Origin of the sequence: Facklamia languida CCUG 37842, from assembly GCF_000245795.1 — a bacterium.
Lineage (GTDB): Bacteria > Bacillota > Bacilli > Lactobacillales > Aerococcaceae > Facklamia > Facklamia languida.
Genome location: NZ_JH601133.1, coordinates 1,448,282 through 1,461,532, shown reverse-complemented (window position 1 = coordinate 1,461,532; position 13,251 = coordinate 1,448,282). Strand labels below are relative to the sequence as shown.

General features: G+C 46.9%; 9 protein-coding genes. 3 read left to right on the top strand and 6 right to left on the bottom strand.

From position 1 onward, the window contains the following. The first annotated feature begins 215 nt into the window (after positions 1-215). Positions 216-2,885: a YfhO family protein gene (locus HMPREF9708_RS06760; RefSeq protein ID WP_006309522.1), complete on the top strand. Its 2,670-nt coding sequence runs from the start codon at positions 216-218 to the stop codon at positions 2,883-2,885. A gap of 382 nt (positions 2,886-3,267) precedes the next feature. Further along, positions 3,268-4,155 (top strand): DUF1189 family protein, encoded by an 888-nt coding sequence (locus HMPREF9708_RS06755; RefSeq protein ID WP_006309521.1) that lies wholly within the window; start codon positions 3,268-3,270, stop codon positions 4,153-4,155. A 75-nt stretch (positions 4,156-4,230) separates the two neighbouring features. On the opposite strand, the gene HMPREF9708_RS06750 is transcribed toward HMPREF9708_RS06755, so the two are convergent. The 3 genes from HMPREF9708_RS06750 to HMPREF9708_RS06740 form a co-directional block, all read right to left on the bottom strand. Continuing rightward, positions 4,231-4,617 carry a hypothetical protein gene (locus HMPREF9708_RS06750; protein ID WP_006309520.1) on the bottom strand — a complete coding sequence of 129 codons (387 nt, stop codon included), beginning with the start codon at positions 4,615-4,617 and terminating at the stop codon, positions 4,231-4,233. A gap of 68 nt (positions 4,618-4,685) precedes the next feature. After that, a complete protein-coding gene (locus HMPREF9708_RS06745; protein ID WP_006309519.1) occupies positions 4,686-6,155 on the bottom strand; it encodes a C69 family dipeptidase in 1,470 nt (489 codons plus the stop codon). Between the two features lie 104 nt (positions 6,156-6,259). Continuing rightward, the gene (locus tag HMPREF9708_RS06740; RefSeq protein ID WP_006309518.1) at positions 6,260-7,603 is read right to left on the bottom strand and encodes a DEAD/DEAH box helicase; all 1,344 of its coding nucleotides are present in this window, start codon (positions 7,601-7,603) and stop codon (positions 6,260-6,262) included. A gap of 140 nt (positions 7,604-7,743) precedes the next feature. On the opposite strand from HMPREF9708_RS06740, the gene zwf reads away from it, so the two are divergent. Then, a complete protein-coding gene (zwf, locus tag HMPREF9708_RS06735; RefSeq protein ID WP_006309517.1) occupies positions 7,744-9,171 on the top strand; it encodes a glucose-6-phosphate dehydrogenase in 1,428 nt (475 codons plus the stop codon). 330 nt (positions 9,172-9,501) lie between these two features. Here the strand turns inward: zwf and HMPREF9708_RS06730 are convergent, their stop codons facing one another. The 3 genes from HMPREF9708_RS06730 to HMPREF9708_RS06720 form a co-directional block, all read right to left on the bottom strand. After that, positions 9,502-10,767 carry a DUF1576 domain-containing protein gene (locus HMPREF9708_RS06730; RefSeq protein WP_006309516.1) on the bottom strand — a complete coding sequence of 422 codons (1,266 nt, stop codon included), beginning with the start codon at positions 10,765-10,767 and terminating at the stop codon, positions 9,502-9,504. A 105-nt stretch (positions 10,768-10,872) separates the two neighbouring features. Then, complete coding sequence (locus HMPREF9708_RS06725) at positions 10,873-11,859, bottom strand: DHH family phosphoesterase (RefSeq protein WP_006309515.1); 987 nt, start codon at positions 11,857-11,859, stop codon at positions 10,873-10,875. Positions 11,860-11,871: 12 nt separating this feature from the next. Further along, positions 11,872-13,188, bottom strand: a complete 1,317-nt coding sequence (locus tag HMPREF9708_RS06720) for a DRTGG domain-containing protein (RefSeq protein WP_006309514.1) — start codon at positions 13,186-13,188, stop codon at positions 11,872-11,874. Positions 13,189-13,251: the final 63 nt, after the last annotated feature.

The following is a 13,251-nucleotide window of genomic DNA, read 5'->3' as shown; positions in this document are numbered from 1 at the left end:
TTATAATTTTTTATTATTTATGCCTAGTGGATCGAGTCTGGAAAAGCGACAGCTTTGGAAGACGGTCCCCTATGATAAGCATTGAGCCTGACTGATTGACGGCTATCTTACCTTTTATTTTATCTGAACCAGCCCTTTATCAAACAACATTATAAATTATCAAGCCAATTTGATATGATAGAAGTGCTAATGATCCACTTAATGAAGGAGTTCCTATGAAGAAGAAACAACTTGCCTACTCAATACTTAACCTTTTAATCACCATGTCCCTCATAATCATACTCTACTGGCGCATGGATTTTATTCCTTTTGGCGGACCGGAGAAACGTTCCCTCCTAACGATCGACCTCGGTCAGCAATATATCGACTTCTTCTCCCTTTTCCGCCAAGCCCTCCTGAAGGATCCGCGCTTATTTCTCTACTCGTTCCAAAAAGGCATCGGTGGCGAAATGATGGGCTTGTGGGCCTATTACCTCCTATCTCCTTTTAACTTGATGCTACTCTTCTTCAAGGAAGACCAACTCGACCTAGCGGTCACCTTTTTAACAATGGCTAAACTTGTGGCTGCCTCAGCTAGCTTTTATGCTTTTAGCCACCGTAAGTATTCGCTTCCACCGCTTTATAATATAGCGCTGGCTCAGTGTTATGCCTTCATGTCTTATGTGATCGTCTTTCAATTAAATATCATGTGGTTGGATGGCGTGATCCTGCTCCCTCTCATTGCCTTAGGTTTAGACCGCTTCGTCAAGGGGCAATCCCACTGGCTCTATACCCTCACCCTGACATTGGCCTTAGTGACCCATTACTATATTGGCTATATGATTTGCCTCTTCCTAGCCTTGTACGCGGTCTATGTGATCCTTGAACAAGATCAAGATTGGACTTTTAAGTCCTTCTTCAACCAGTATTTTCGCTTTATCTACTATTCCTTCTTGGCTGGATTAACAGCAACGGTCATCCTGCTCCCCACCTTCTTGTCCATGTTAACCAGCAAGGGGGCTTGGACCGGCGACTTATTTAACAGCCTCTCACTCAATGGGTCGCTCATGGACCACTTTTCCAAGCTCTTTATCGGCAGCTTTGTCTACGATGAACTGTCTGGAGGCACGGCCAATATATATGTGGGGATGCTTCCCCTAGTCTTGGTCCTCCTTTATGCCTTGAATCCTTCGATTCGATTAAAAGAAAAACTGATAGCTGGTCTGATCCTCCTTGGCTTTTATCTGTCCTTTTCTGTCGATCTTTTGAATAAAATCTGGCACATGGGACAATTTCCCATCTGGTATGACCACCGGTTTTCTTTTACATTTTCTTTCTTTATCCTCGCCTTGGCTGGTCAAGGGCTGGCTAAACAGAAAAAGCCAGTCTCCCTGGTGGCCAGCTTAGTTGGACTCTGCCTGATGGCTGCTGTCACCTTTATCTACTTTCAATGGGGTGATTATGACTACTTGACTCCAGAGAAGCTCTTTCTTTCCTTGGCCTTCTTTGTTGTGATCCTGGTCATTCTCCAGTTAAGTTTTCTCAACCGACCCTGGCGCCAGCTGATCATCTTAGGTTTGACCCTGTGTGAATTAGGCTTTAATGCCTTATACATCCTGGATGAAGTCGGTCATTATGTTCAACCCAGTCAGTTTCACGACTATATCACCCTTTTGGACCATGCCCTCGAGAAAATCCGTCCTAAATCTGGTGAATTTTATCGGATTCACAAGACCTTCCAACGGACCAAGAATGAGGCCTTCTTCCGCCACTACCCAGGATTGGACCACTTTGGCTCGACCTTAGAACAAAGGACCAGCCAACTCTATGCCTACTTAGGCCTCGCCCAGACCACCAATTCCATCAATTATACCAGTGGGACCCTCTTTACCGATGATTTCTTTGATGTGCGCTATGTCTTAGATGTTGCACCCAACTCCCATATTGTCACCAAGGCAGATGGCTTCTATCTCTACCGGTCAGCTAATGATTTGGACCTTCATGCCTACCCCAAAATCGCCCGTTCAGACCGCTACCTGGTCTATGAAAATCGGGACCGCCTAGGCTTTGCCTTTGAGGTCTCCAACCAAGTGACCCAGGCCTCCTTTGAAGATTTCAAGCCCATCGCCAACCAGGAAACCCTCTTACGCCTCATTAACTTTGATGGGTATGATCTGCCTTTCTACCAGCCCCGGGCTTTTACCGCGGCGAGCTACGACAACCTACAAGTCACGGACAAGGGAGATGGCGATTTCTACACCTATGAGAAGGTGGAGCCACAAGGCTCTGCCAGCTTCACCTTAACATTCCAAGCCAACCAAGCAAACCCCTATTACTTTACCTTCCCCAGCCAGTATTCCAATCGCAATGTCAAGTTAGCCATTGATGGAAAAGACTATGACTTCTATACACCCGCGGATGGGCGGCAAGTCCTAGCGGCAAGCTTTGACCAACTGGGACGGCATAGCCTCACCCTGACCCCCAAGAAAAATCCAATCAAGGCGAATTTGATTCAGCTCTATGAATTTGACTATCCACGCTATCAAGCCCTCCTGGACCAAAAAAAATCGAGTCGCTTTCAAGTGACAGATTTTAAGGAGAACCAGATTACCGGAACTGTTCGTATTCAACAAAGACAAGGCCACCTCCTCTTTGCCCTGCCATATGACCGCAATTGGAAGGTCAAGGTGGATGGCCAAACTGTTAAGCCTCTCCCGGTCTTAAATGAGACCCTCATGGCGATCCCAATCGACCAAGGTGACCATACAGTAGAATTAACCTACTTCCCGAATAGTCTGATCGTCGGTTTCTTCGTCAGTCTCCTTGGGCTCGTCTGGCAAGGCATCGCCCACCACCGCCACCAAGCCCAACTAGCTGGCAAAACAGCCAACCAAAACATAAAATGACCCACTATTTGATGGTTTTACCTAATAAAAGGTACGATATTAAAAGGCTGTACCTGTCGCCTCTTTATTTGTAGATTCAACAAGGGCATTGAAAAAGCTAGAAAGTATTTGTTACCGATCAGCTGCTAGCGCGCAAGCTTTGTTAGAATTGCAGACGATCATAATCGTTAATTTTTTGAGACTGGTCTGGGTCAGGATGCATTGGATTGATATGAAACCGATTGAGACCTTCTGAATAATTGTGAATGATCCGATAGCCAGACAGGGTCGTGACCGTTTAAGCTAGATAGCTCCCTTTCAAAAATAAACTTGAATTAAAGGCTTGATTTAGCTAAGATTAATACCATTAGACCCCCAGAACATATATCAAAGGAAGAATAACTTGAAGAAAATTTTCTTAATTTTAAAATACGGCATCCAAAATTCGCGCGTCTATGTACAAGCGATTAATTTAAGATGGCGGCCCATTCTACGGTTGAGTCTCATTCCCATTCTTTTTATGGCACTCAACCAAACCATTCAACTTCAACCCGTCATTCATGACTTTCAGTCTAATCTTGAAAACGCAGCCCAACATGTCCCAGAATTTAAACGGATTGACCAACAACTAGTCCTAAGCGACCAGGCCAAGGCCCTCTACTACCATTCCGATTATTTCCAGCTCATTATTGACGACCAACTCGTCAATCTTTCCGATCAGGAAGGGATTGCCCTGGCAAAGAGCAAGGCAGACAAGGTCTCTAACCATTCCCTTACCAACCTCCTCTTGACCAAGGACCAGGTGCTCTTTTATTCCTTGACCAATCCACAAGTGGTTGATCTAGACCCTGCCTATCTTCCGGACAGTCAGACCCTGGTCAAACTACTCAATTACCTGCCGCAAGAAAGCTTCTTGATCAATCTAACCGTCTTTTTAACCTCCTTTGTCCTGTCCTTCTTCGTCTACTGGTATCTAATGGTCCTAGCGGGGATCCTGATTGCGATCTTGAACTTCCGCTTAAGTGTCCGGTTGCCCTTCTCTTCACGATTGAAACTGGCAACCATTGCGGGCTTTACCCCCTTTATGGGCGTACAATTGATGAACCTGATCCTACCAGCCGTCCGGATCAATTACTATCTCTATCTCTTATTGGTCCTCTTCATTGTCTACCAAGCCATTAAGAACCATACCCGGTTCATCCAAGATATGATCGAGGACCTGGATGGATTCGTAGAATACTTAGACCAGCAGGAAGACCAGGATCCTTCTGATCGCTCTTCTTCCAAATAATGAATAAAGCCCTAAGCACATCCTGATGAGGAATCGCTTAGGGCTTTTTGATTGTCGATTGATCCTGTAGACAAATTAAGATCGGTGGAGGAAAAAGTCAAAGGTCCCATAGATCAGGGCAAAGGCGAGTGCCCAAAGACCAAATCGGATCAGGCCTTCCTTTACAGGGGAGATTCTTAGGGCGTTATAGCCCTGCCAATATTTGGACCGGATATTATAGGGCAAGTCGTCAAGACCCAGTTGATCCAGATAGTCCAGACTCTTCACCGGGTCCTCCTCCCCCTGGTAGCCATAGACATTGGCCAAACGGATCATGGCCTGAGACTGTCTCTCCTGGTAATGGGTCAAATTTTGATAATGGGACCAGCCAAAACTCACTGCCCAGATCATCAAGAGCGACACAAAAAATCCTCTCACCAGCCATTTATACTTTCGATCTAATTTAGTTATTCTTCTCTTCACTCGGCTTCTGCCTCCTGCTTGGGTCATGGTTTTTAAAGACGAGGGGCCTCCGACCCGTCTAGAGTGTCTTAATTATCACTCAAGGCGTAGCCATTCTTCATTTCACAGCTGGCTACATAGAGGACTTTGTCAAGTAGCTCATTCGTCGCTTCTTGTACATAGTCTGCCATGGCTTGGTTGGCTTCTTCTAGCATGGCTTGAACGGGTTGGTCCTCTTCTTGCTTGTCAAGATAGCGCTGATCTGTTTGGTTAATCAGATAATGTCCCTTGTTAACAACTGCATTTTGATACCGTCCGACAAACTTGTCTGTTTTGTAGAAGTGTGTATCACAGATAGCCGCAATCAAGCGGTTGGCCCAATAAAAGCTCTCCGTCGTGACTTGCCTTGCTGGCTCAGCCAGGTAGGCAGGTGTCTGATTCACATTGGTATAAAATGGTACGATAGCATTAAAAGGGTTAGACCCGAAGGATAGCCATTGAATGGAACGGATGGCTTCCGGAAGATAGGGACGAATCTGGGTATAAGCCGTCACATTCTGGCGACTAATCCCAATTGGGCGATACTTGCCGCGCTCTGCGGGATCACCATACTTGCCATAACAATCATAAGGAGTGCCTTGATAGTGACTTGAAAGGACCCATTTAATCGCTTCAATGCTGATCTTTGTTTCGGGTTCCAAGCACCATGGGAGGTCATCATCCTCTGGCCTAAATTCAGCTTCTGGACCGTCCCAACTGTAAGTACGTGGATTGAAATAGCGCAACATCATCCATGCCCGCGGTGTATTATAAACATGGTCGGCATCCATTCTGGACCCAAAGGCCAAGCGGGGATTGAAAGTTTCCCCTTCCCGCCCCAAATTCATGTGGTAGCGTTGGCTCCATTCTTTGAGATCCTTAGAACACATAAAGTTCTTCTGGTCACCTGCTGCATCTTCAAAATCAAACTGATCAATCCCTAATTGGTTAGGCATGACCACATAGGCATTATCAGGCACCCGGCGCGCCATCCAATGATGGCCCCCAATTGTTTCTAACCACCAAATCTCATCCACATCCTGGAAGGCAATCCCATTGGCCTCATAAGTCCCATAGGTTTCCAATAGTTGCCCCAAGCGTTCAACCCCTTGGCGAGCGGACCGAATATAAGGCAAGACCAGGGTAACAAAATCTTCTTCCCCGATCCCTTTTCCTTCCTTGGTTCCCGCTAGCAAGGGATCTGCTCCTTGAACCCGGGCATTGGTGGACAGGGTCTCGGTCGCTGTCATGGCAACATTTAATTCATTAATCCCTGCAGCTCCCCAGATTCCTTTCGACCGATCCGCATCCGGTAGACAGGTATAGCGCAGTGGATTGTCCGGTAGGTCAATCTCACATTCCGTGATAACAGACTTGTACTGACGGGGTTGGTCTTCCGGCTTCACCACAATAAAGTGCTTAGCTGTAAAGATCCCAGAGGGCGAATCTTCACTCCGGGTCACAATGGTCGAACCATCATAACTTGCATCCTTACCGACTAACAGGGTTGTACATCCCATTCTAGGTCACTCCTTCTTCTTTTGTAGATTATTTTACCCTATTATATACCTTTTCTGGCTGGATAGAAGTGTAAATTTAAATGTTTTTGGGTGCGTTCCGTCCATTAGGAAGACTTGCCGCGCCTCTGCTGTCGCTTGGCTAATTTGTTCTGCCGTTTTGCTTGGGACTGGCGGTGGGCCTTAATCTGCCAATTTAATTTCCGTTTATAGCCAGGCTTAACCTTGGCCTTCTTGTGGCGGTTGATCATGGCTTGGACTTTAGGATCTTCGCTTTCCTTCTTGGTGTCCTTGCGACGCGTTCGGCGGTAGCGCTGGTCGATCGCTTTGATCTCTCCATCAATGATCGCGACTTCCGTAAATTCAACCCCTTTTTTCTCCAACTGTTCAATGGCTTGGTCATCATCAGGGGTCATCAAGGTGTAAGCTGTTCCGGCCAGTTGGTTACGGGCAGTCCGTCCGACCCGGTGAACGAAGAATTCCAGGTCCTGTGGCAATTCGGTATTAATAATTAAGGAGATACCTGGAATATCAATCCCCCGTGCAGCCAGGTCAGAAGCCACCACATATTGATAATCCAGATTTCGAATTTGCTTCATCAACCGCTTGCGCTCTCTCGGCTCAATCCCTCCGTGCAGGGTCGCCACCTTAAGCCCCTTAGCTTTAAGATATTCGGAAACTTCATCCGCATAAAGACGGGTATTACAAAAGACCATGGCTAGAAAGGGATGACCCAGAGTCAATAATTGATAGACCAATTCCTTACGGTCCTTACCCTTGGTGTTAATTAAGAAGTTATCCACTTGGTCGACTAAGACCTCTTGGGCTTCCATAGTAATCTGCTCGGGCTGGTCCATATACTTCTTCAAAAAGATTGATAATTGCTGTGGAATAGTCGCTGAAAAGACCATCATCTGCAATTCTTTAGGCATTCGAGCCGCAATCTCATCGACGATCGAGAGAAAGCCAAGATCCATTGTCATATCCGCTTCATCAATGACGAGATATTCAGCTGTTTGGACCCAGAGGGCATTCTCTTGCATCAGGTCAAAGATCCGACCCGGTGTCCCAATGACAAGCTGCGGTTGTTGATGGTTGATTTTGTCAATCTGGCGCTTTTTGTCAGTGCCACCGATATAATGACCGATCCGAAAACGGTCAGGTTCTGCACTTAATAGTTGACTCGCTACTTGGTAAAGCTGGGTTGCTAATTCCCGACTCGGAGCGGTAATCACTGCTTGAACTTGGTCCTTATTCGGATCTAGCGCTTGAAGAATGGGCAGCAAAAAAGCATGGGTCTTGCCCGAACCGGTCTGCGACTGAACGATCAGGCTCTCACCCTTAAGGGCAAGTGGAATCACCTCTTCTTGCACAGCAGTTAATTGTTTAAAGCCCATTTGGTCCAAGGATTTATTGAGGAAGGGTTTCAATTTTAATTCGGTAAATTTCATATAGGTCTCCTTATTCAGATACTTGAGCTAGAATGATTGGTTATAGTATACCATAGGTCAGCCATTGGGTCAGGGATCCGGTTGAATCACTAAGGGCAATTCGCTATAATGAAGGCTGTTAAAAATAGAGGGGGACCACCATGAGACAAAACCACTTAATCATGACTTTATTTGGAGCAACTGGCGACCTAGCTTCCCGTAAGCTCTATCCAGCCCTCTACCAGCTTTATGCCAAGAATTTATTATCCAATGAATTTGCCTTGATTGGAACCGGACGACGGGACTGGAGCCAAGACCATTTTCGTGATGTAGTCCGGCACAGTATTCAACCCTGTGATCCATCCGAGAAGCTCTTGGAAGAATTTCTCACCCATTTCTACTATCTGCAAGCGGATATCGAATCCGTCCAGGACTATGCAGCCCTCAAATCCCTGATCAGTCAATTAGAAGCCACTTATCACAGCCAAGGCAACCGGGTCTTTTATATTTCGCTGGCTCCAACCCTCTTTGCGACGATCACCCACCACTTAAAAGAACAGGCCCTCCTCTCAGAGTCCGGTTATAACCGGTTAATCATTGAGAAGCCCTTTGGCTATGACCAAGAAAGTGCTCGAAAGCTTCAACACCAACTGGAAAGGTCCTTTGAGGAAGAACAGATCTACCGGATTGACCATTATCTAGGCAAGAGCATCGTCAACCAAATTCTCCCCATCCGCTTCCACAATCCGATTCTTAAAGCCCTCTGGCAGCGGGAGATGATTGATCATATCCAAATTAGCTTGAATGAAAGTCTAGGGGTAGAAGGCCGTGGTGCCTATTACGAAACCAGTGGCGTTAGCCGTGACATGATCCAAAACCACGCCTTGCAACTGGTCACCCTCTTAACCTTAGACGAACCGGACACCCTGTCTGCCCAAGCCATTCGCCAGGCTAAAATTCAGATTCTCAAGAACTTACGCTTAGCAAATGGCAGTCAAGATCTGGTCCGTGGCCAATATGGTCCGAGTGTCAATGGTAAGGAAAAGGGATACTTACAAGAAGACGGGGTCGCTCCAGATTCACAGGTTGAAACCTTTATGGCAGTAAAAGTCTTTATTGACCTACCTGAATGGCAGAATGTTCCCATCTATCTGCGGTCTGGCAAGGCGCTCAAGGACAAGAAGACCGATATCAAAATTATCTTCCAGTCACCAGATCCTGATCTGCCAGCCAATTATTTACAATTTGAGCTGGCACCCGATCCTAAGATCCGGCTCAGACTCAACCAAATGGATTCCACCCAGAGACGTGAGTTTAAGGACTTACCGCTCAGCTACCAGGTTGACTCCCGCTTGGCTAAGCGGCTTCCTAAAGACTATGAGAAACTCCTCTATGATTGCTTCCAGGGCGATCTCAATAACTTTGCCCACTTCCTCGAAGTTGATTATGCTTGGCAATTCATTGACCAGATTCACCAGCTCTGGCAGCAGGAAGCGACACCCCTCTACCCTTATCCGGCCCAATCCCAAGGCCCACAAGCGGCCGATGACCTCTTAAGACGGGACAACCGCCAATGGATCCAAGAGTGATCCCTTCTTGCTAGCTAGAATCATCTATCAAGATAAGAAACCAGCCCATCAATGAATCGCCAGATTAATAAGCGTTATTGAAAGAAATCATTGTAATCCCCACCTGACCATCAAGCAAGACAAAGCACCGAATATTTAATCAAGGGAAGCCGATCGAGTGACGGAGCCATCCGGCTTTACAGTTCACTAGGTCGGCATTGCCCAGTGGAAGTCGCTTAGAAAATAAGTTTTTTCTAAGCGACCCAACGATTAAACATTCGGTGCTTTTGTGTTTTTAATTTGTTTGATTAGGATCCGCTAGCGTTTCATCACGAGCACGCATGGATAGCCTTAGTCTGACAGTCTCTTCCAAAATTTCAAGGAAGAATGCCCCAAGAAGTGATCAAAGAGCGGAACCAGGGTCGCCGCCACCAGGCCTCCAGCCAAACCGTGGTTGTATAAGCTAATTCCCCCATGACTCAAGCCGATATTCGTCGCCACTGCCTTATGGATAAATCCAGCAAAGATACCGGCCAATAGGCCAAATTCCCCCGCAATCGGGGCAATGGTCGTCGCTAGGAGCACTGTGAGGAGGTTAGGGGTCCCCGATGGATCATACTTGTTGATTAAGCCAGAAAAATGAACCCCAATCATAATTGGGAGCACATTCTTAGGATGCTTACCATAACATCCAAAGCCCATGACTGATAAGATCCCACCTGAGATAGGTCCATTAATCGTACCACCGCATAACTTAACAAAGAGGATCGAGACCAGACCCAGAGCGCCCACATTGAACATCACCAAGTACTTATTGGCCTTGACTGTAAAGTCCTCCGTCCCCTTGCCACTTAGCTGGTAAATGCGATGGTAACCCTTGAGTCCCTTGTTTTTTATAAGGCCATAAACAGCTAGAACCAAGGACAGTATAGCCAAGAAGAAGGTAGGGTAGGTATCGTCAGCCTGATAGGCTAAGTCGTTAATAGGAATCTCTTGACCAAAGACCCGGAGGATCCCTGCGACCGTAATGGCAATAATCCCCAAGGCAAAGCCCACATTGTAGAGAGAATAGCCTCCGTGAACTTTGGACAGGCTGCTAGCCATTGGAATGATGATATAGCCAATCAGGAGCCCTGCTGAGATCCCGAGTAGGAGGCCCAGACCAACTGGATATCCCATTCCGAAGGACAGCAAACTCACAATCGGACTAATCCCCGTCACAAAACAGACAATATGCATGTAATCAGACAAGTGGATCTGGCGGTGGTGGCAATAGAGAGAAGCCCCAACCATCAAGGGAATCGAATTAAAGAGATTCTTACCAAAGAAACTAAAGCCTGCCACCATCAAGATGGCCGCCATCAGTGCTCCATTCAGCTTGGCTTTAGCCCAAACCGCCCAGACCACTGACAATAATATCATCAACCCAACATTGACGAAGCTTACGCCCATGCCCCCAATGACAAAATAATCCGACAGCAAGTTGCTCGGGGACTGCATAATCGCCACCAGCCCCTGCCCCACTTCCTGGATGGGACTCATTACCAAGCCAAAGACAATAAAAGCCAGACCTAAAAGATAAAATTCCCGATAGGTAAATTTGTTACTCCCTTTCATTAAGACCTCCTTCATTCATTTCGCTTCTTTTATTGAGGATTCACCTTTTTGTGTGGACCCTTGTTTTTTTATAGAACGTCGCATAGACTCCTCGCCAGCAGCAGACTAAAGAACAGATTGCTTTTGTTGCAAATAGGCCTGATTGGTCTTCACCAAGTCCGCAATCAAGGCTTGTCCTTCTGCTTCATCCTGGACTTTGGCTCCACTGGCCATGGCATGACCGCCCCCTTGGTATTGGGCAGCCAGCTGATTAATGGCCGGACCCTTGGACCGGATCCGAGCCCGGTATTTCATAGAATTGGAAGCTTGTTCAATGAAGATCACCCAAGAGAGGATCCCCTTGACACGACCGGGTAAATTGGTGATGCCATTAGTATCTTCCTCTGTCAATCCAAACCGCTGAATATCCTCCAGAAGAATTCGAATGGAAGCCACACCTGGTTCATGAACCTGCATTTGGTCAACCATGTAGGCTTCAAATTGGAGGGTCGCAAAGTCGATCTCACTCATCTGACGGTTCACGCCCACCGCATCAATTCCCATCTTCATCAATTCAGCTACCATTTCAAAGGTTTGGCTCGTGGTGTTGGAGAATTGAAACCGCCCCGTGTCCCCTACAATCCCTGCATACAAGAGCTGGCTAGCTTTCTGATTTAAAGGAAGGTGGTCTTTCAAGGCCAAGGCAAGATAAGTGATGATCTCGGCTGTTGAAGAAGCCTCGTCCTGCAGAAGGCGGACCTCTCCATAATCATCCACTAGGAGGTGGTGGTCAATCTTAACCAGGGCAGCTCCCTGCTGGTAGTCCTTGCCATCAATGCGTTCTTGATTGGCAGTATCCACCACAATCACCAGGGCGTCCCGGTAGTCTTCACGGCTGACTGGATCCATCTCGCCTAGCCAGGAAAGGCCAGCTGATTGAGAACCGGCTGCTAGGACCCGCTTACTTGGATCTCCCTGCTTGATCAATTCAGCCAAACCGAGCTGAGAACCGATCGCATCCGGATCGGGCCGGACATGACGGTGAATGATCACTGTTTGATAGTCTTCTAGCAGCTTAGCGAAGGATCGAATGGCTTGGTCGTCTAAGTACATAAGAGACACTCCTTATTTATTGATATTTTGTAAACCAACTGTCGCCTGTGCAAAGAGGGAATTCTCATGGTAGACACGGACTTGGGTAATGGATGAACGGCGGTTGGCATTTAAGACGTCGACCTGAAAGTCAATCAGGTAGCCTAGCTGGATAGTCGTAAAATAATTCAAATTAAAGCTTTCGATAATAATGGTATGGCCAGTCTTGGCCTTGACTTTCTCGATCGCGACTTGGGTCATCAGTTCACACAGGGCGCCATAAGAGATCGATCCCAGACTGGTCACCATTTGGGGTTGAACTTTCAACCGGTAGTCATACTTGGCATTAAAGGCATGATGGTGGGCTGGTTCTAAGTGTTGGACCAATTCTTGGTCATAGGTTTGGGCCATCTTGGCTTGTTGCTGAACATTCTGCAAGGCCTTCATCACATCGTGGCGAGAGATCACGCCTAATAAGTCCATATTATCTGCAACAACAGGGATCATCTCAATGTCTTCCCAAACCATCTTATAAGAGACGGCCGCCACACTCATGTGACTCTTAACTGTAATCACTTTCTTACTCATGGCCCGTTCAATCGTGACCTGGTCTCCCTTGCCCATTAAGTCATTGGCTGTCACGACTCCCACTAAGCGGGTATGATTAACCACTGGAAAGCGGGATAGGCCTGTCAACTTGGACTTCCGTTTGAAATCTTCAATGGTGTCGGTAGGACTGAGGGATTGGGTCTCTGCAATCGGTGTATAGACCTCCTCCACTGTTACCATATCTTGGCGAATCATCTGCTCATTCAGCGACCGGTTGATCATGGAAGCAACAGTAAAAGTGTCATAGTGGGTCGTCATAATGGGTAATTCTTGTTGATTGGCAAGGGTAATTATATCAGGATCGGTCTTAAAGCCCCCGGTAATTAGGACGGCTACCCCATGCTTGAGCGAATGCCGTTGGACCTCACTACGATTTCCCACAATCATCAAGGTATCCTTATCGAAATAGCGTTCCATAGCATTTAAAGTCATCGCCCCAATAATATACTTGGACAAAGGTTTGTTTAAGCCCGATTGCCCCCCTAGCACCTCCCCATCAATCAAGGGTAAGATGTCAGCTAGGGTTAAGTGGCCGCTATTCAGGTCATATTTTTGCTCGATCCGCAAGGTCCCGACCCGTTCAATTGTAGAAACCAAGCCTGCATTCTCGGCATCCTTGATTGCCCGATAAGCCGTCCCCTCACTAACCTGCAAGTCTTTAGCCATTCCACGCACAGACACCTTACTCCCGATCGGCAAGGATTGAATATATTGAATGACACGTTCATGTTTTGTTGTCATGCTAGTCCCCCTATAAAATGAGCGACTAAAGGGCTCATATGAGCTGCCCCTCAGTCGCTTACT